Below are 18,940 nucleotides of genomic sequence, written 5' to 3' on the forward strand. Positions count from 1 at the left end.
TGGCCGGTTCGGCGGACGCCTCACATGCGTGACCGGCTCGGGACGCCTCAGATGCGACCGGCTCGGGACGCCTCGGACGAAGCGGCTCCGGCAGCCACCTCAGAGGCCGGGGGGGCGATTCGCTGACGCGGCAGACGTGGCCGACCCACCGGACGCCACCGGCCCGGCGGGTTCACGGACACCGCCGACCCGGCCGGTTCCGGGACACCGCGGACGAAGCCGGTTCACGAGCGCCCCACACCCAGCCGGTCCACGAACGCGCCACACCCAGCCGGTCCAAGGACATCCAGCCCGGAGCCTCAGACGTAACTCCGCGCCGGCGCCGGCCCCAGGGCCGAGGCGATCGCGTCCGCCAGCGCCTCGGTCTCGTCCTCGGTGAGCGTCGAGACGGTGACCCGGATCCCGGGCGGCGCGCTCAGCCGGAAGCGCGCACCGGGGGTGACGGCCCAGCCCGCGTGCAGCAGCCGGGCGACGGCGCCGGTCTCGTCCGGCACGGGCACCCACACGTTCATGCCGCTGCGCCCCTGCGCCGCGACACCGCGCCGGCCGAGCGCGCCGATCAGCGCGTCCCGGCGCCTCCCGTACGCCGCCGCCACCGCGCACGTGTCCACCGCCCCATCGGCCCACAGCCGCACCAGCGCCCGCTGCATCAGCCGGCTCACCCAGCCGGGCCCGAGCCGCTGCCGGCCGTGCACCCGGTCCACGGTGACGGCGTCCCCGGTGAGCAGGGCGAGGCGCAGATCGGGTCCGTAGGCCTTGGCGGCCGAGCGCACGAACGCCCAGTGCCGGGTGGCCCCGGCCAGCGGGTGGAGGGGCACGTCGACGATGCCGTGCCCGTGGTCGTCCTCGATGAGCAGGGTCTCCGGGTGTTCCCGGAGCACGGACCGCAGGGCACGCGCGCGTGCGGCGCTCACCGCGGCGCCGGTCGGGTTCTGCGCCCGGTCCGTGACGATCAGGGCACGCGCCCCGCCCTTGAGCGCCCGCCGTACGTCATCGACGTACGGCCCCTCGTCGTCGAGGCCGACGGGGACTATCCGCAGCCCGAGCGCCGGGACCAGGTCCAGGGTCCGGCTCCAGCCGGGATCCTCGACGGCGACGGTGTCGCCGGGCTTGAGGTGGGCCGCCAGGACCCGCTCCACGGCGTCGAGCGCTCCGGAGACCACGGCGAGCGGCCCTTCCGGCACCCCGTCGGCGTCGAACGCGTCCCGGGCGATCCGGGCCAGCTCGGGATCCACGGGCCCTTCGCCGTACAGGACCGGAGCGCGGTCGCCCTCGGCGGCCGCCGCCGCGAACGCCGCCGCGAGGGCCGGCAGCAGCGCCGGATCCGGATTGCCGCTGGACACGTCGCGCACGCCTTCGGGGACGTCGACCCTGATGTGGTCCCGCCCGGTCGTGGCCGGCGCGGGCCGCACGCGGCTGCCGCGCCGGCCCGCGGTCTCGATGACCCCGCGCTCGCGCAGGGTCCGGTACGCGGCCGCGACCGTGTTGGGATTCACTCCCAGCCGCTCCGCCAACTCCCGCATGGGCGGCAGCAGTTGACCGGGCCGCAGCTCACCGCTCCCCACCGCCCGCTCGATGCTCGCCGAGATGTCCGCTGCACGACGCCCACTGATCCGATACTCTCCTAGCACAAACCCAATTATGCACTAGTGCAATGGAGAGCGCCATGCAGGGGACCACGCCGACGCCGTCGCAACCCGCCGCCTACGCCCCCACCGACCGCACCGTCCCCACCCGCGCGCCGGACCGGGCCTCGTACGACAGGGACCTGGTGCACTCGATACTCGACGAGGCCTACGTCTGCCATCTGGGCTTCGTCCGCGACGGCGCCCCGGTCGTGCTGCCCACGCTGTACGCCCGGGTCGGCGAGCGGGTCTACGTGCACGGTTCGACGGGCTCGCGTCCGCTGCGGGCGGCCGGCCAGGCCGACCCGGGTCTCCCGGTCTGCCTGACCGTCACGCACGTCGACGGGCTGGTCCTCGCCCGCTCGGCCTTCCACCACTCGATCAACTACCGCTCCGTAGTGGTGCACGGCGTCGCGCACGACGTGACGGACCCCGAGGAGAAGCGGCAGGCCCTGGACGCCCTGGTCGACCACGTCGTGCCGGGCCGTTCCGCCGACTCGCGACCGGCCAACAAGAAGGAGCTGGCCGCCACAGCGGTGCTCCGCCTCGACCTGGACGAGGTCTCCGCCAAGCTCCGCACCGGCGGCGTGAACGACGAACCGGAGGACCTCGACCTGCCGCACTGGGCCGGTGTGGTCCCGGTGCGGAAGACCTACGGCACTCCGATCGCCGACCCCGACCTCGCCGCCGGCACCGAGCTGCCCGACTACTTGAGGGCACGGTAGGGGGCGCGGGGAGCCGCGCAACCGGCCGCAGCTCCCCGCCCGGTGGTCACACGAGCATCACCGGCTCCTTGGCCCTTGCGCCGCGCGCTTCCCCCACCGCGAGCCCCGCGACCGAACCCAGCATCAGCAGAGTCCCGGCCAGCGTCGCCGCCGTGAGCTGCTCACCGAGCAGTACGACGGCGAGCACCGCCGCGCTCACCGGCTCCAGCAGCATGATCACCGAGACGGTGGCCGACCGTACGACGGCCGCGCCCGCGAAGTAGAGGCCGTAGGCGAGGGCCGTGGGGACGGCGGCGACGTACACCAGCAGGACCAGGACCCGGCCGGGGTCCTCGGTGTGCGGCAGCAGCCCCTCGGACAGGGCGAACGGCAACAGGCACAGGCTCGTGACGGCGAAGGCCCCGACGGTCGTCCGGGAGGCGTCGGCCTCGCCGCCGCGGCCCCACCGGCGGATGAGCAGCGTCATCACGCTGTACCCGGCCGCGGACAGCAGCGCGAGCAGCACACCCCACGGGCGCACGGTCGTGCCCCCGCCGCCGAGGACGAGGACCGCGAGCCCGGTGAGCGCGCCCGCGACGGCGGCGGTTCCGCCCCGGCCGAGGCGCTCGGCGAGCGTCAGCCGGGCGCCGAGCGCGATGAACACCGGTCCGGCGCCCAGGGTGACGACCGTGGCGACGGCGAGGCCGGTGGCGGAGACGGCGGCGAAGTAGGCCGTCTGGAACACCGCGAGCCCGATCCCGGTGACGCCGGCTCGCAGCGTCCGGCGGCCCAGCGGCTCCCGCACGGCGACCCGGGCGCGCGGCCGGACGAGGCGGACGGCGAGCAGCAGCACGAGTCCGGCGGCGCAGCGCCAGAAGGAGAGGGCGACGGGGCCCATGTCACTGGCCTGGTAGACCAGTGAGGCGGCCGCGCCCGCGGTGCCCCAGGCGGCACCGGCGACGATCAGATAGAGGAGGCCTCGCCCTACGGGCAGGCCGGAGGCAGTGTTCGACACGTGTTCTCTCCGCAGACGCGCACGGCGCGCCGCGTAGCGGCGGCGGCTGGTGCGCGGAAGTTCGGGAAGGGCCCCGGATCACGTCGGATCAGCGGGGTCCGCGGACTTCGTCTGCGGGCAGCACCGTTCGGCCCGGCGGTGACACGCCGGGCGCGGTTTCCGGAGGGCCCGCCTCAGGCGGCCGGAGGCGGAAGAACGAGTGCGTTCGAAGGCATGATCGGCACCTTATGCGGCCCTGCCGGGCCGGGACAACTTCCTTTCCGGGCCGCCGCTCGCCACCGGTTGTCCGGAGCCCTTCGAGGGCGTCGACGACTGTGCGATGAACGCGCCCACCAGCACGATCACGCCACCGGCGAGCTGCGGCGCCGACAGGTGCTCGCCCAGCAGGATCCAGGCCAGGACGGTGGCGATGACCGCTTCGAGACAGGCCACGACACCGGCGACCTGCGGGGAGAGCCGCCGCACGGCGAGCACGCCGGTGACGTACGCGACGACCGTGGCGACGAGGACGATCCAGGCCAGCAGGGCGATCGCGGCGACGGGCGTGCCGTCCATGCGCGCGGTGCCCGTGAGCACGGACCAGTCCATGTTCCAGGGCCGGGCGACGACGGTCAGCACGGCCGCGCCGACGAGCAGGCCGTAGGCGATGACGCCGAGCGGGTCGGGCGCCTCGTCCCCGGCGTCGCTGCCCTGGTCGGAGAGGACGAAGTAGCCGACCTGGCAGCAGGCCGCGCCGAGTGCGAGCAGCAGTCCCAGTGCATCGAAGCCGAGCCCCGACCACACCTCGACGACGCACGCGAGCCCGCCGACGGCGAGGACGACACCGACCGCCGCGGCACGCGTCACGGGCCGCCGCTGCACGAACCGCACCCAGCCCAGGACGAGGGCGGGCGCCAGGTACTCGATGAGCAGCGCCACCCCGACGGGGATACGGGAGAGCGCCGCGAAGTAGCAGGCCTGGACACCGGCGACGGCCAGCAGCCCGAACCCGACGAGCAGTCCGGGCCGGCGGCGCAGCAGCGCGCGGTGGCGCACGGCGAGCGGCAGCATGACCAGGGCCGCCCCGGCCACGCGCAGCCACACCACGTGCAGCGGGTCCAGGCCCGCCTCGATCAGCGGCTTGGCCGCGACACCGGATCCGCCGAAGGCGACCGCGGACAGGAGCGCGAGGCCGAGGCCCACACCCTTGCCGTGCCTGGGGCTGCTGGGGCTGCTGTCAGACGTACGCACCGGCACATGATGACAGGCCATGACAGGAGCGTCACCCCTTATGGCACCTGTCCCACTGTCCGGACACGAAAGGCGGCTCCGCGATGGACCGGTCAGTGAGCGCCTTCGCCACCACTCACGCACTCCTGAGACCGGTCGGCGCGCTCCTCGGACCGGTCGACACCTTCCCGAGACGCCTCGGACCAGCCGTCGAGCCGGGCGAGCACCGCGTGCGGGTCGACCCCGGCGCGTCGGAGCACCTCGACCGCGCGCGACTGCGAGTCCACGACGATCGCCGCGAGCAGGTCGACACCGCGGGCCGGTCCCCCGTGCCGCTCGGCACGTTCGCAGGCGTACTCCATCGAGGCCGCGGCCAGCGGCGAGAAGCCCGCGCTCTCCGTCACGACGGGGACCGCGCCGGAGTCCTCGACGCCGCTCTGCCAGCGCAGGCCGTATCCGATGCTGCGCTGGACGAGGTAGCCGAGCAGCCGCGCGATCTGCGGCCCCTCGCCGACGACGGCACGCGCCTCGGGGTCGGACTCCAGCAGCGAGTGGAGCAGATGGGCGGTGTCGATCTGCCGGTCCGCGTCCCTGACCGCCCTGCGGCGGGCACCGGTGACCACCGATGCCAGCTCGTCACTGAGCCTGGCATCGTTCTCCGCGCGGTGGATGCCGTGCTCATGCGCCGACTGGCGGGGGATACGGGGTTGCACACCCCTACCCCATCAGTCCCGAGGGCCCGGGTCATCCCCGGAGCGGAGCATCTTCGCGTCCCACAGAAAGTGGACACCGCAGGCCGGAATCTCCTCCTTACGGAGGACATCAGGCTGTTTCACCGGGCACCCCGGAACGGCTGACGGTTCATCAGTATTGAACATTGCGGTCGCCGCGGCTACGTTCCGCGACATCCCAGCCGGACGTGAAGAGGTGGTCGCATGGCCGAAGTCAGTGCGGAGTCACGCATCGGAGCGCCTGCCGAGAAGGTGTGGGCCAGGCTCACGGACTGGTCCGCGTACGGCGAGTGGAACGCGACCCACACGAGCTTCCCGTCGGGCGGCCCCGAGCCCCTCGAAGTGGGCGCCGCGTTCCAGGAGAACATGCGGCTCATGAACTTCCCGGCCGAGGTGGAGTGGACCGTCGAGGCACTGGAACCGGCCCGGGTGCTCGCCATCCGCGGCAAGGGCCCGATGGGTGTGACCGTCGCGACGCGCTACACCCTCACACCCGACGGCGACGCGACGACGGTGCGCATCGACGGCGAGTTCACGGGCGCGACGGTGTCGCTGATGGCGGGCAAACTCAAGGACTCGGCCACGGCCGCCCTCAACGAGTCGCTGCGCAAGCTGGACGGCCTGGTGACCTGACACCCCGGGCACCGGCGACCCACTCCCGGCACAGGCCGAGGCGCCCCGTGGATCACTCCACGGGGCGCCTGCCCAGCACCGTACTTGGACGACGCTCGATCCTTCGGGCTTCGTCGGCCCTCGTCAGTCCGCGTCGGCGCTCGTCAGTCCTCGTCGGCGAGGATCAGATACAGCTTCTTGCGGGCTTCGTTGATGACGCCGAGGGCCTTCTCCCGCTGCTCCTTGCTGCCGGTCTTCCAGACCTGGCTGAAGGCCTCCATGAGACCGAAGCCGGCCTGGCGGATCTCACCGAGAGCCTCCCAGTCGACCCCGCGGGAGGCCTCTTCCCAGGGTGCCTCGGGCCCCTCTTCGGCCGCGGCGCGGCCCGCCTCGGTGAGCGAGAACAGCTTCTTGCCGCCCTCGGACTCACTCGCGATCAGGCCCTCGTCCTCCAGCAGCTGGAGGGTGGGGTACACCGAGCCGGGACTGGGCTTCCACGCCCCGCCGCTGCGCTCGGCGATCTCCTGGATCATCTCGTAGCCGTGCATCGGCCGGTCCTTCAGCAGGGCCAGGATCGAGGCCCGTACGTCACCGCGCCGCGCCCGTCCCCTCGGCCCGCCGCGCCCTCGTCCGCCCCAGGGTCCGGGACCGAAGCCCGGGCCACCGGGCCCGCCCCAGCCGGGACCGCCCGGCCCGAACGGCCCGAAGGCCGCACGCAGCCCCTCGAAACCGCCCCGGCCGCCGTGACGCTGTCCGCCGCGGCCATGTCCGTGCTCGAATCCGTGAGTATGCATCGCAAACACTCTCCATTCCATCGTTGATCTGTCGCGATGCCTCAACGATATATCGGTACCGTTCGGATGGCAAGGCCCGGATCGGGGCCCACACTCGCCATGTGAACGGGGAGAACCGGGCCAGTACTCGCGAATTGGCCTTGGCCTGCCGCTTCGGCGAACCTCTAACGTCCGGGCATGCGGATTCGAATCGTCGACGCCTTCACCGATCGCCCCTTCTCCGGCAACCCGGCCGGGGTCGTTCTCCTGAACGACGCGGACGCCTTCCAGGACGACACCCGGCTCCAGAACATCGCCCTGGAGGTCAACCACTCCGAGACGGCCTTCGCCCGTCCCCTCCCCGAGGGCGGCGAGGCCGACTGGGCGCTGCGCTGGTTCACGCCGGCCGCGGAGGTCGCGATGTGCGGTCACGCGACCCTGGCCACCGCCCACGTCCTGCACACCACCGGCACCCACGAGGGCCCGGTACGGTTCGCCACCCGCAGCGGCGTCCTCGTCGCCACGCCCGCCGAAGACGGCTCCGTCACGCTGGACTTCCCGACGGCTCCCCTCACCCTGGTCGACCCGCCGGACGGCCTCGCCGAAGCCCTGGGCACCGAGCCGCTCACGGTCCTCGACACCGGCCCGAACGTCGGCGACCTGCTGGTCGAGGTCGCCGACGAGAAGACGGTGCACGGCCTCCGCCCCGACCTCAAGGCCCTCGCCGCCCACTCCGAGCGCGGCGTCATCGCCACGGCCCGCGCGGACGACCCCGACCGGGGCTACGTCTTCGTCTCGCGCTGTTTCTTCCCGAACGTCGGCATCGACGAGGACCCGGTGACCGGCAGCGCCCACACCGCGCTCGCCCCGTTCTGGTCCGCGCGCCTCGGCAGCCCCCGCCTCACCGGCCTCCAGGCCTCACCCCGCTCCGGCCGCGTCCGCACGGAGCTGCGCGGCGACCGCACACTGCTGACCGGCCGGGCTGTCACCGTCATCGAGGGCGAGCTGCTGGCCTGAGACGCCCCCTTCCCAGATCCCTCACGCCGTCGGCAGCCAGCCGACCTTGCCCGCCAGCAGGGCGTATCCCACGAAGGCACCGATGTCGAGCAGCGAGTGGGCCACCACCAGGGGGCCCACTCGCCCCCAGCGGCGGTACAGGTAGACGAACACCACGCCCATGACCATGTTGCCGATGAAGCCGCCGATGCCCTGGTAGAGGTGGTACGAGCCGCGCAGGACCGAGCTGCCCACCAGCGCGGCCATCGGTGTCCACCCCAGCCGGTCGAGGCGGCGCAGCAGGTAGCCGACGACGATGACTTCCTCCAGCACCGCGTTCTGGATCGCCGAGAGGATCAGCACGGGGTACTTCCACCACACGTCGGGCAGCGCCTCGGGCACCACGGTGAGGTTGAAGCCGAAGCCCCGGGCGGCCAGGTAGAAGGCGATTCCGGTGCTGCCGATGACCGCAGCGATCGCCGCCCCGCGGCCGAGGTCGGACCAGGGCCGGGTGCGGTCGAAGCCGAGGCTGCGCAGGCCCGCGCCCTCGCGCAGCAGGAAGTGCGCGACGAGTGCGACGGGCACGAGCGCGGTGGTGATCCCGAAGAGCTGCCAGGCCAGGTCGAGCCAGGGACGGCCGGGCGCGGCCGAGGCGTTCAGGGTGGCCGCCTGGTCCTTCAGCCCGCCGGGCTTCGTGACCGAGCCGATGAAGCTGATCAGGGCGGAGACTCCGCTCGCACCGAGCGAGAGCGCCAGCACGAGCAGCGTCTCGTTGCGGAGCATCCGCCGCGAGAGCCGCTGCTGGGGAATGGAATCGTCGGCCCCCGGGCCCGCCTCCGCCTGCACACCTGCCTCCACTTCTCCGACCTGTCGGATCAGTATGAGGGCAGCAGGAGATCGGCCCGGCGGCGCATCAGCCCAACGGCACCGGCTCCGGCGACCCCACGGGCCAGGTGTGCACCGGCTCCCCCTTGTGCATGAGCTCCCGGTAGCGCCGGGTCGTGGCCGCCAGGGCGGCGTCCCTCGGGTGGCCCGCGTCCAGCGCCTTGTGGAAGGTCGCGGCCTGCCAGCTCGCCCCGTTCACCCTGCGCCGGCACCGCTCCTCGATGACACCCAGGTACAAATCGCGGTCGGCCGGCTCCACGCCCCACGCGTCCAGCCCGGCCTCGGCGAGCGGCAGCAGCTCGTCGCGGACCAGGCTCACGGCGTCGACCTGCGTGGTCCCGCCGTAGCGGCCGCGCCGGGGCCAGGTGAAGCGGGCGTCGATGCCGTCCTTGCAGGCGGCGTCGAAGTTGGCGGCGGCCGCCTCGAACGGCAGCCGGGACCACACCGGCCGGGCCTCCTCGGCCAGGGCGCGGACGAGGCCGTAGTAGAAGGCGGCGTTGGCCACGACGTCGATGACGGTGGGACCGGCGGGCAGGACGCGGTTCTCCACGCGCAGGTGGGGGACACCGTCGGCGATGCCGTAGACCGGGCGGTTCCAGCGGTAGACCGTCCCGTTGTGCAGGACGAGCTCGGCGAGGCTCGGGACGCCGCCCTGGTCGAGCACCTCCAGCGGATCCTCGTCGTCGCAGATCGGCAGCAGCGCCGGGTAGTAGCGCAGGTTCTCCTCGAACAGGTCGTACGCCGAGCTGATCCAGCGCTCCCCGAACCAGGTCCTCGGCCGGACGCCCTGGGCCTGGAGTTCGGGCGGGCGGGTGTCGGTGGACTGCTGGAACAGCGGGGGCCGGGACTCGCGCCACAGCTCACGGCCGAAGAGGAAGGGCGAGTTGGCGCCTACGGCGATCTGCGCGGCGGCGACCGCCTGGGCCGCGTTCCACACGTCGGCGAAGCGGGGTGGCGTGACCTGGAGGTGCAGTTGCACGGAGGTGCAGGCGGCCTCCGGCGCGATGGACTTGGACGTGCAGCTCAGGTGCTCCACGCCCGCGATGTCGAGGGTGAACTCCTCTCCGCGGGCGGCCACGATCTGGTCGTTGAGGAGGGTGTAGCGGTCGACGTCGGAGAGGTTCGACGACACCAGGTCGTCCCGGTCGAGGGTCGGCAGAATACCGATCATCACGATTCCCGCGTCGACCTCGCCGGCCTTCCGGTCAGCATATGCCAGCGACGTACGGAGTTCCTCGGCGAGCCGATCGAATACCCGGTCACCCAAGCGGTGTGGGGGAATGTTGACTTCCAGGTTGAACATGGCGAGTTCTGTTTGGAAATCACGGCTCGCGATACGTTCGAGGACTTGCGCGTTCAACATTTTCGGCATGCCGTCGGTGCCCGCGAGATTCAACTCGATCTCCAGCCCCATGAGGTTCTTGGGGCGATCGAACCGCTTCTCCGCCAGGAGTCGCTCCAAGCCCGTCAGACACCGACGGAGCTTGTCACGGTAGCGCTGGCGATCGGACAGGTCGAACCGGCCTGCCACGACCTTCTCCCCCATCGAAGTGTCCCTCCTCGGATGATGCGGGGCCGAAGATCCGGCCGCCGGGGTCCCGGTCAGGTGGAGGATGCCCAGCGAAAGCGATCGATAACGTCCCGGGCGGGCCCGCCGACCGCTACGCTGGTCACGTATGACCGGTGGCACATTCACTCGGCATGACACACAGGCCGGGGTTTTCGGGTAGTGCGAACTCGTGAAAAACGCCAACGAGAATGGGCCGACCGCCGCGGGGGCATTCGCCGAGGTCATCGCCGCGCACCCCGCGTGGAATCGGGATATTTCTCGCGTATCGCCGACCGAATGTACCCTTGTTCTACTCACCGGAAACGGCTAGACGAAACACAGTCTGAACCCGTGTCGTATAAACTCCGCGAACAAGGCAGAAGGTTGGCGCCCACGGTCGATGGGTCATGTCGTCGAGGCGATGTTCGGCGGACCCCACCCCCTCTCGTTCTTGAGACCCTGGCCCCTGCCTCTCTGACCCTCGTGAGCTGACAGCGCCGTCCGCCCCCGCCCTCGTGCCGCCGTGCCTTTGAATGAGAGGCGACCCACCATGCCGCTGCATGTCCCGCCGGCTCCCGCGCCCGCACTCCGTTCCGTCCTCACTGCGCTCTCCTCTCCCACCGCGGTTCGCGAGGCCCGAACTCCCTCCCTGCTCCGCGCCCAGGGACCCGCCACTCCCGAGCTCCCTCTGCCCGTCCACGTCCTCGAGCGGGTCACGGCAGAGGGCGTGGCGGCCACCCGGCTGGCCGGGTGGCGCTTCCTGATCCGCATCGGCGACCGCGCGGTGGCCGCGGCGGAGACCATGCTGACTCCCGACGGCTGGGCCTTCTCCCGCTTCTTCGAGGGCCCGTACATCACCTCCACCGAGCGCGCCCTGCGCCAGGCCGAGACGATGCCGCAGCCGTACCAGCCCCGACTGCTGTCCGTACCCGGCCTGTACATGCTGACGCTCTGGCTGCACGAGGACTGCGCCGCCGACGGCGCCACCGGCCATCCCGCCGCCACCGACCTGCTCGTCCCGCTGGCCCCCGCACCTCCCGGCATCGCGGCCCATCGCCCGCACCGCGTCGCCGAACTGCTTCCGGTGCTGACCCACCGGGTGACTCCCACGCGACTGCTCGGCTCACCCGCCTGAAGCGCCGCGCCCCGAAGCTCTCCGCGCCCCGTCGCCGAATTCCCGGCGGCGGGGTCGCCCCTTTTTGCCGATGAACGAGCACACTGTGAGTTCGCTCGTGCGAGCACACTATGAGTTCGCCCGGAGGCGTGCACCCACAAGTCCGCTCGTACGAGCACCGAATAGCTCGTACGAGCCGGAATGGACCACCTGCTCGATCGGACTAGCCCCATTCGGCCACCACGAACCATCCGAAGTGACAGTCCAGTTGGGGTGAACCGTCCGCGCGGGTGATGCGTCATGAACCTGTGAGAAGCCGTGCCGCGAAATGCCTGCGGATCGACGCCCGTGGGGCAACACTGGGTTCCGACGATTTACACAACGGGGGGCGGCCATGAACGACACTTCTAGCCGCGGAACAGACACGACAGCCGACTCAGCCATCCCATCCATCACGACACAGCGAGAGATCCCACCCATGTGCCAGCACCAGACTCCGTGCCCGTCAGCCGAATCCGCCGACCGGGAATCCGCCCGTCTCGTGGCGCACCACCCGGAGCAGGGTTGGAGCCTGCTGTGCAACGGCGTGGTGCTCTTCGAGGACACCGGCGAGCTCCTGCCGGACGGCCGGGTCATCGACCCGCACCGTCCGCTGGCCTCCAGCCAGGTGATGACGGCCGCCTGAGGCCGCCGGGCGGTGTGACATACCGCCCGCAGACATGAGGGGCCGGCCGCAGGACACCCTGCGAACCGGCCCCGACGCGTGTCCGGGAGCTGTCACTCACCGTCACCTCCCGCGACGTCCCGTTCATGCCTCGCACAGCCTTCCCACGGATGCCCGTTTTCCGGAAGACTCCTGGAAGTTTCGGGATCACCCGTCGACGGAGGTGGGGCAAGTGGCAGCAGGTGAGGCCGAGTCCGCGAGCAAGGTCACGATCACGGAGATCGCCCGGCAGGCCGGCGTGTCCGTGCCGACCGTGTCCCGGGTCGTCAACGGCCGGTCCGACGTGTCGCCGCAGACCCGGGCCCGCGTCGAGGAGCTGCTGCGCCGCCACGGCTACCGCAAGCGCCCCGCGGCCCCGGGCACCCGTGCCGCCCTGCTCGACCTGGTCTTCAACAACCTCGACAGCCCCTGGGCCGTGGAGATCATCCGCGGGGTCGAGGAGGTCGCGCACGCGGCCGGGGTCGGCACGGTGGTGTCGGCCATCCACGGGCGTTCGGGCGACGCCCGCGAGTGGATGCGCAACCTCCGGGCCCGAGCCTCCGACGGCGTCATCCTCGTCACCTCGGCCCTGGAGCCGACGCTCCACGAGGAACTGCGCATTCTCGGCGTCCCGCTCGTCATCGTCGACCCGGCCGGCTCGCCCGCCCTGGAGGTACCCACCATCGGCGCCGCCAACTGGTCGGGCGGCATGGCGGCCACCGAGCACCTGCTGTCCCTCGGCCACCGCCGGATCGGCTTGATCGCCGGGCCGCCGCGGCTGCTGTGCTCCCGGGCCCGGCTGGACGGCTACCGAGCGGCGCTGGAGGGCGCCGGCATCGCGATGGACGAGTCCCTCGTCGTCCCCGGCGACTTCCGCCCCGAGTCCGGCTTCGCCGCCTGCGACACCCTGCTCGGCCTGCCCGAGCCGCCGACCGCCGTGTTCGCGGCCAGCGACCAGATGGCGCTCGGCGCGATCGAGGCATTGCGCCGACGCGGGCTGCGGGTACCGCAGGACATGAGCGTGGTCGGTTTCGACGACCTTCCGGAAGTCCGCTGGTCGGCTCCGCCGCTGACCACGGTCCGGCAACCCCTGGCCGACATGGGCAAACTGGCCGCCCGCACGGTCCTCCGACTCACCCGAGACCAACAGCCCGACTCACCCCGGGTGGAACTGGGCACGGACCTGGTGATCCGGTCCAGCACGGCCCCTCCGGCGGCGAAAACCTGACGACCCCGCCCGACGGAGGCGCAAACCGGCCGGGGCGCCGGAGCCCGTCACTGACGGGTACGCGGGCCCGGCCTCGACGAGGTGCGTGGCCCAGTACCGACGGAAGCCCGCACGGCGCCAACGAAAGCGCACCCCAGCACCGACCGGATCACGGGCCCACCCCCGACGGGAGCGGAGGACCGGCCCCGGCGGGAACGCGGGACCGGCACCGACGAGAGCGCAGCCCAGCGTGGACGGGGATCCGCACCCCGGCACGGAAGAGAGCACCGTCCAGCGTCGGCGGGAGCTCGGACCCAGCACCGACGAAAACCGCCCAGCCAGCACCGACCGGATCGCGGACCCAACCCGACGGGAACGCAGGACCGGCGCCTTCGGGAACACGGGACCGTCACTGACGGGTACGCGGGCCCGGCCTCGACGAGGTGCGTGCCGAGTACCGGCGGAAGCCCGCACGGCTCCAACGAAACCGCACCCCAGCACCGACCGGATCACGGGCCCACCCCCGACGGGAGCGGAGGACCGGCCCGGCGGGAACGCGGGACCGACGCCGACGAGAGCGCAGCCCAGCGTCGGCGAGGACCCGGACCCAGCACCGACGAAAACCTCCCAGCCAGCACGACCGGGTCACGGACCCAACCCCGACGGGAACGCGGGACCGGCACCGACGAGAGCGCATCCCAGCCTGGACGGGGACCCGAACCCAGCACCGACGAAAACCGCCATGCCAGCGCCGACACGGGCCCGCACCCCGCACCCCGCACCCCGCACCCACGAAATCCCCCAGCCCAGCGGCGACGAAATCCCAGGCCCAGCACCCGCGAAAGCCGCCCAGCCCCACCCGCCGGACCAAACCGGGCGCGACCCACCGCCCGCCAGAGCCGACTCGCCCCGGCACACCCGCAAAGCGCCCAGCGCCCAGCGCTCCCTGCGGCAGGTCGCTCCCGCCCCGCTACCTCCCCCCGAGCGCCTCACGGAGCGCGAAGTACGCCGGCTTCGGGGCCAGTTGCTCGTCCCACGGCAGGGCCGCACCCTCGCCAGGGAAGAACGCCGGGATCCACGAGTACTTGTCCGTGTAGTCCCAGAGGGTGATGCCGACGCAGCGGCGCACCGCCAGGCAGGCCTCGGTCAGATCCCGGTACCACTCGGCCTGCTGGGCCAGCTTCTCCTCGGTCGCGGGCAGCTGCATCCGTATGTCGACCTCGGTGAGCGATGTGTCGAGGCCGAGCCGGGAAAAGCGACGGAGGTTGTCCTCCAGGGTCGTCGGATAGCCGTACTGGAGGGCCAGATGGGCCTGGAGGCCGATGCCGTGCAGCGGGACGCCCTTGGCCTTCAGTTCCTTGGCCAGCTTGTAGTACGCGTCGCTCTTCGGGCCGATCGCTTCGATGTTGTAGTCGTTGAGGTACAGCTTGACGCGCGGATCGGCCTGGTGCGCCCAGCGCAGCGCGTCGGCGATGTAGCCGGGCCCGAGCGTCTTGTAGAAGACCGACTCGCGGTACGTACCGTCCTCGTTGAACGCCTCGTTGACGACGTCCCAGGCGAACACCTTGCCCCGGTAGTGCCGTACCTCGGCCTGGACGTGCTTCTTCAGCACGGCCCGCAGCTCCCGGGCCGTCCACTCCCGCTCCGTGAGCCACCCGGGCAGCTGGCTGTGCCAGACGAGGGTGTGGCCGCGCACCTTCTGCCGGTTGGCACGGGCGAGGTTCACGATCTCGTCGCCCTGGGAGAAGTCGAACACGCCCTGCTGGGGCTCGGTCGCGTACCACTTCATGCCGTTGCCGGGCGTGATCTGGTCGAACTCGCTGCCGAGCAGGGCCTTGTACGGCTCGTCGACGAGCTCGGGGTTGTCGGTGGCGCTGCCGAAGTAGCGGCCGTGCCGCTGGGCGAGGTCGGCGAGGGTCGGTTCCTTCCCGTGCCGCTCGTCCGCCTGTGCCGTCGGCCCGGTGGCGATGCCGCCGAGCATCAGCGCGGCGGCGAGCGCCCCGGCGAGTCTGAGCCGTGGAGCGGTCTTGCGCATGGTGCGACTCCTCACGATCGATGGGTGGGTGAGCCGTACGTCCGCGGCGCGCGTCAGCCCTTCGTCGCGCCGGCGGTGAGGCCGCCGACGAGCTGACGCTCGGCGACCGAGTAGAAGGCGAGAGCGGGAACCATGGCCAGCACCAGATAGGCGAAGACCTTGGCGTACTCCGCGGAGTACTGCCCCTGGAACTGCTGCACACCGATCGGCAGCGTCCACCACTGCGCCTCGGTGAACACCAGCAGCGGAAGGAAGAAGTTGTTCCAGCTGGTGACGACGGCCAGTACGGAGACGGTGCCGAGCGCGGGCCGCGCCATGGGCAGCAGCACCCGCCAGAAGAACCCGAACGAGCTGCATCCGTCGAGCGTCGCCGCCTCCTCCAGCTCGCCGGGGATCTGCCGGAAGAAGCCGCGCAGGATGATGATGGTCATCGGCAGTCCGAAGGCCGCCTGCGGGAGGATCACGCCGAGCGGATTGTCCAGCAGGCCCAGGGAGCGCAGCAGCAGGAACAGCGGCAGGGCCGCCACCGCGAACGGGAACATCAGCCCCATCGTGAACAGCGTGAACAGCACCTCCCGGCCGCGGAAGGCGAACCGCGCGAAGGAGAAGGCCGACAGCGCGGAGACCGCCACGACCAGGACGGTCGTGCCCACCGCGATCAGCGTGCTGTTGCCGATCAGCCGCCAGAAGTCCCCCGAGCCGAGGATCTGGGTGTAGTTGGAGGTCACCCACGACTCGGGCAGACCGACCGGGTTGCGGGAGAGCTCGTCGGTGGACTTGAAACCGGAGAGCGCGGCGTAGACCAGGGGGACGGCCATGACCGCGCCGACGAGGACCAGGACGAGGTGCAGAGGGAGATTCCGGCCCCTGCGGGATGTCCGACTGTGCGTCACTTTCCGTCTCCCCGCATGGTCGTGGTGGCCCCCTCCAGGTCGCGCCGGAGCACGAACCGCTGGTAGGCGAGGGCGAAGACGAGACTGATGCCGAACATGACCACGCTGATCGCGCTGGCGTAGCCGACCTGGTAGCGCTTGAACCCGTACTGGAACATGGTCACGGCCATGGTCTCGGAGTGGTGGTCCGGTCCGCCGGCGGTGGTCACCCACACCAGGTCGAAGAGCTGGATGGCACCGATGACCGACAGGAAGACGCTGATGCGCAGGGTGGGCGCGAGCAGCGGCAACGTCACGTTGCGGAAGCGCTGCCAGGGTCCGGCCCCGTCGATGAGGGCCGCCTCCGTCAGCTCCCTGGGGACGGCCTGGAGCCCGGCCAGGTACAGCATCATGTGGAAGCCGAAGTACTTCCAGGTCATGACGAGGAACAGGGTCGCCATGACGGTGGACGGATCGGCGAACCACTCCCCGCCCAGTCCGTCCAGTCCGACCTTGCCGAGGACCTGGTCGGCGAAGCCGTCGTCCGGGGCGAAGATCATGCCGAAGAGGATTCCGGTGATGGCCTCGGACAGGACGTACGGAGCGAAGAACAGCATCCGGTAGACCGCCCGGCCGCGCATCCGCTGGTTGAGCAGGACGGCCATGGCGAGCGCGAACGGCAGTTGGACGACGAGCGACAGCACGACGAGGCCCAGGCAGCGCCACAGGTCGCCCAGGAAGACCTCGTCCTGGAAGAGCCGGGTGAAGTTCTCGCCGCCGATGTAGTCGGTGGGCATGCCGAAGCCGCCCCAGCGGAAGAACGCGGCGTACAGCGCGAACAGCATCGGCAGCAGCACGAGCCCCATGAACAGCACCAGGGCGGGCAGTTGGAAGCCCGTCGCGGTCAGCCAGTTCAGCGTCCGCCGCCGGGCCCGGCTCCGGGCCCGGTCCTTGGCCGGGGGCGGCGGGCCGGCGTCGCGGCCGGTCCGTTTGTCCGGCAGGTACGTGGAGGTCATCGCCGGTTACTGCTCTTCCTTCGCGGTCTTCGTGATCGACTGGGCGACCTGCCCGGGCGACTTCGACCCGGCGATGAGCGCGGCGACGCTGTCGTTGACCTCCTGGCCGACGGCGGGCGCGTACGCCTGGTCGAGGTAGAGCTGGAAGCCGGTGGCCTTCTTCAACTGCTCCTGTACGGCCTTGATGTTGGGGTCGGCGATGGCGCTCTCGGCCCCCGGTACCACGGGCAGGGTGCCGGTCTTCTTGACCAGTTCCAGGTCGGTGGCCTCGGACGCGAAGAACTTCAGGAAGTCGACGGCCTCCTGCGGGGCGCCCCGGCGCAGAGCGTGCCCGCCGCCTCCGCCGAACACCTCGGTGAGGGCGCCCTTGCCGCCCTCGACCGCGGGGAACGGGAAGAACCCGAGGTCCTTGCCGAGGCCCTTGCCCGCGTCGGCCTGCACCACGGGGGCCCACTGGCCCATGAGTTCCATGGCCGCCTTGCCGTTGCCGACGGCGGCGGCCTGGCCGGTGGGGCTGGAGTAGGCGGCGCCGAGGTAGCCCTTCTGGAACGGCTGGAGGCCGACGAGTTCCTTGAGGTGCTCTCCCGCCTCGAGGAAGGGGGCGCCGGTGAAGTCCTTGTCGGCGTAGGCCTTCTCCAGGGCCCCGGCGCCGGCGGTGCGCATCGCCAGGTAGGCCCAGTAGTACATGCCGGGCCACTTCTCCTTGCCGGCCAGCGCCAGGGGCGTGACACCGGCGGACTTCAGCTTGCGCACGGCGTCGAGGAAACCGCTCCAGGTGGTCGGGGGCGCGCTGATGCCGGCCTTCGCGAAGAGCGCCTTGTTGTACCAGAAGCCGATCATGCCGATGTCGAACGGGATGCCGTAAACCTTGTCGTCGATCAGGTACGGCTCCTTGGCGACCGGGAGCAGGGCGTCGCCCCAAGGCTTGGTCCGGTCCGTGAGGTCCTCGACGAGTCCGGCGTCGACCTGTTGCTTGAGCACGCCGCCGCCCCAGGTGTGGAAGATGTCGGGGAGCTTCCCGGAGGAAGTCAGGGCCGTCATCTTCGACTTGAAGGCGTCGTTCTCCATCTGGACGATTTTTATCTTGACCTTGGGGTTCTGCGCCTCGAACTTCCGGGCGAGGGCGGCCCAGACGGTCTTGGCCGGCTCGGTGGTGGAGATGTTCCACCACTCGATCGTGGTCGTCCCCGACGACCCTCCGTCCGAGTCCCCGCCGCATGCGCTCAGTGTCGTCATTCCGAGACCGGCTGCGGCGGAGGCCGCCAGGAAGCCGCGGCGGGACAGTGCCGGGTCGCCCATCATGCGCTCCTTGGGTACGGGACGGCGCTCCCGCGTCCGTCCACTGGATCGAAAGTTTCGGAAGAGATCCAGAAAGCTTCGTTGATGCCGCACCCTAGAGACAGGCGCCAAACGGTGGCAACCCCTTGTGCACGGTGAATCTGCCGCCGACGCACGGGTCCTGGGGGACGCTCGGCCGAACTGCGGGTCTCCGCCGCCTTCCGGACGGTGCTGTCGGAGGAGGCGGGGGCGCACTCGAAGCTGCGAAGGCCGCGCCTCCGGGGACCTCTGCGGACCGGTAACGGCCGCGAGTTCGGCGATCGCGTCGCCGTATCGCCGAGCGAGAAGACGGGAGTGTCCGGTCCGCCGGCTTGGATGCCGGTAGCCTCCTGGCCCGCGGGTGACGGCGGACGGTACGACTGACTCCGTGCCCGCCCTCCGGATCGCAGCGGGCGCCTCAGGGTCGAGGCGGGCCGCACCCCGGCAGTCGGGGTGCCATGCGCCGACGCCGTCCGGCCAAGGTGACGAAACATTCGGATCATCTGGCGAACGTTACGAAGCCGTGCTGTGGATGTCACCGGACTTCGGCCACAGGAAGCCAGTGCCCCGCCGCCGA

At 71.3% G+C, this 18,940-nt stretch carries 17 protein-coding genes; 6 read left to right on the forward strand and 11 right to left on the reverse strand.

Annotated elements, in window-relative coordinates; genetic code table 11:
• Positions 1 to 299: 299 nt before the first annotated feature.
• The gene (locus ABFX81_RS23270) at positions 300 to 1,631 is read right to left on the reverse strand and encodes an aminotransferase class I/II-fold pyridoxal phosphate-dependent enzyme (RefSeq protein WP_086847062.1); all 1,332 of its coding nucleotides are present in this window, start codon (positions 1,629 to 1,631) and stop codon (positions 300 to 302) included.
• A 35-nt stretch (positions 1,632 to 1,666) separates the two neighbouring features.
• Between ABFX81_RS23270 and ABFX81_RS23275 the strand changes: the two genes are divergently transcribed.
• Positions 1,667 to 2,350, forward strand: coding sequence for a pyridoxamine 5'-phosphate oxidase family protein (locus ABFX81_RS23275; RefSeq protein ID WP_086847064.1), 684 nt, complete (start codon positions 1,667 to 1,669; stop codon positions 2,348 to 2,350).
• 46 nt (positions 2,351 to 2,396) lie between these two features.
• Here ABFX81_RS23275 and ABFX81_RS23280 read toward each other — a convergent pair whose 3' ends face one another.
• The 3 genes from ABFX81_RS23280 to ABFX81_RS23290 all read right to left on the reverse strand — a co-directional run bounded on the left by ABFX81_RS23280 (position 2,397) and on the right by ABFX81_RS23290 (position 5,266).
• Complete coding sequence (locus ABFX81_RS23280) at positions 2,397 to 3,344, reverse strand: EamA family transporter (protein WP_086847066.1); 948 nt, start codon at positions 3,342 to 3,344, stop codon at positions 2,397 to 2,399.
• A gap of 225 nt (positions 3,345 to 3,569) precedes the next feature.
• Positions 3,570 to 4,580: an EamA family transporter gene (locus ABFX81_RS23285; protein ID WP_086847068.1), complete on the reverse strand. Its 1,011-nt coding sequence runs from the start codon at positions 4,578 to 4,580 to the stop codon at positions 3,570 to 3,572.
• An 86-nt stretch (positions 4,581 to 4,666) separates the two neighbouring features.
• Positions 4,667 to 5,266, reverse strand: coding sequence for a Clp protease N-terminal domain-containing protein (locus ABFX81_RS23290; RefSeq protein ID WP_346138589.1), 600 nt, complete (start codon positions 5,264 to 5,266; stop codon positions 4,667 to 4,669).
• A 222-nt stretch (positions 5,267 to 5,488) separates the two neighbouring features.
• Between ABFX81_RS23290 and ABFX81_RS23295 the strand changes: the two genes are divergently transcribed.
• Positions 5,489 to 5,917, forward strand: a complete 429-nt coding sequence (locus ABFX81_RS23295; protein ID WP_086847070.1) for a type II toxin-antitoxin system Rv0910 family toxin — start codon at positions 5,489 to 5,491, stop codon at positions 5,915 to 5,917.
• A 143-nt stretch (positions 5,918 to 6,060) separates the two neighbouring features.
• Here the strand turns inward: ABFX81_RS23295 and ABFX81_RS23300 are convergent, their stop codons facing one another.
• The gene (locus tag ABFX81_RS23300) at positions 6,061 to 6,690 is read right to left on the reverse strand and encodes a helix-turn-helix transcriptional regulator (RefSeq protein WP_086847072.1); all 630 of its coding nucleotides are present in this window, start codon (positions 6,688 to 6,690) and stop codon (positions 6,061 to 6,063) included.
• A gap of 177 nt (positions 6,691 to 6,867) precedes the next feature.
• Between ABFX81_RS23300 and ABFX81_RS23305 the strand changes: the two genes are divergently transcribed.
• Positions 6,868 to 7,686 carry a PhzF family phenazine biosynthesis isomerase gene (locus ABFX81_RS23305; RefSeq protein ID WP_086847074.1) on the forward strand — a complete coding sequence of 273 codons (819 nt, stop codon included), beginning with the start codon at positions 6,868 to 6,870 and terminating at the stop codon, positions 7,684 to 7,686.
• A 21-nt stretch (positions 7,687 to 7,707) separates the two neighbouring features.
• Here ABFX81_RS23305 and ABFX81_RS23310 read toward each other — a convergent pair whose 3' ends face one another.
• Positions 7,708 to 8,511, reverse strand: coding sequence for a CPBP family glutamic-type intramembrane protease (locus tag ABFX81_RS23310; protein ID WP_086847076.1), 804 nt, complete (start codon positions 8,509 to 8,511; stop codon positions 7,708 to 7,710).
• Positions 8,512 to 8,578: 67 nt separating this feature from the next.
• The gene (locus ABFX81_RS23315) at positions 8,579 to 10,096 is read right to left on the reverse strand and encodes a glutamate-cysteine ligase family protein (protein ID WP_086847078.1); all 1,518 of its coding nucleotides are present in this window, start codon (positions 10,094 to 10,096) and stop codon (positions 8,579 to 8,581) included.
• Positions 10,097 to 10,649: 553 nt separating this feature from the next.
• Between ABFX81_RS23315 and ABFX81_RS23320 the strand changes: the two genes are divergently transcribed.
• From ABFX81_RS23320 to ABFX81_RS23330, 3 genes are all read left to right on the forward strand, one after another.
• Positions 10,650 to 11,234, forward strand: a complete 585-nt coding sequence (locus ABFX81_RS23320; RefSeq protein ID WP_346138590.1) for a hypothetical protein — start codon at positions 10,650 to 10,652, stop codon at positions 11,232 to 11,234.
• 457 nt (positions 11,235 to 11,691) lie between these two features.
• Positions 11,692 to 11,898, forward strand: coding sequence for a DUF5999 family protein (locus ABFX81_RS23325; RefSeq protein WP_086847082.1), 207 nt, complete (start codon positions 11,692 to 11,694; stop codon positions 11,896 to 11,898).
• Between the two features lie 211 nt (positions 11,899 to 12,109).
• Complete coding sequence (locus tag ABFX81_RS23330; protein ID WP_346138591.1) at positions 12,110 to 13,144, forward strand: LacI family DNA-binding transcriptional regulator; 1,035 nt, start codon at positions 12,110 to 12,112, stop codon at positions 13,142 to 13,144.
• A gap of 949 nt (positions 13,145 to 14,093) precedes the next feature.
• On the opposite strand, the gene ABFX81_RS23335 is transcribed toward ABFX81_RS23330, so the two are convergent.
• The 4 genes from ABFX81_RS23335 to ABFX81_RS23350 all read right to left on the reverse strand — a co-directional run bounded on the left by ABFX81_RS23335 (position 14,094) and on the right by ABFX81_RS23350 (position 18,345).
• Positions 14,094 to 15,158, reverse strand: coding sequence for an endo-1,4-beta-xylanase (locus ABFX81_RS23335; RefSeq protein ID WP_086850458.1), 1,065 nt, complete (start codon positions 15,156 to 15,158; stop codon positions 14,094 to 14,096).
• A gap of 53 nt (positions 15,159 to 15,211) precedes the next feature.
• Positions 15,212 to 15,976, reverse strand: coding sequence for a carbohydrate ABC transporter permease (locus ABFX81_RS23340; protein ID WP_346138608.1), 765 nt, complete (start codon positions 15,974 to 15,976; stop codon positions 15,212 to 15,214).
• A 71-nt stretch (positions 15,977 to 16,047) separates the two neighbouring features.
• Positions 16,048 to 17,046 (reverse strand): ABC transporter permease subunit, encoded by a 999-nt coding sequence (locus ABFX81_RS23345; RefSeq protein WP_086850456.1) that lies wholly within the window; start codon positions 17,044 to 17,046, stop codon positions 16,048 to 16,050.
• Between the two features lie 6 nt (positions 17,047 to 17,052).
• Positions 17,053 to 18,345, reverse strand: a complete 1,293-nt coding sequence (locus tag ABFX81_RS23350) for an extracellular solute-binding protein (RefSeq protein WP_086850459.1) — start codon at positions 18,343 to 18,345, stop codon at positions 17,053 to 17,055.
• Positions 18,346 to 18,940: the final 595 nt, after the last annotated feature.

The sequence above is a fragment of the Streptomyces coeruleofuscus genome (genome assembly GCF_039532725.1).
Classification (GTDB): domain Bacteria; phylum Actinomycetota; class Actinomycetes; order Streptomycetales; family Streptomycetaceae; genus Streptomyces; species Streptomyces coeruleofuscus.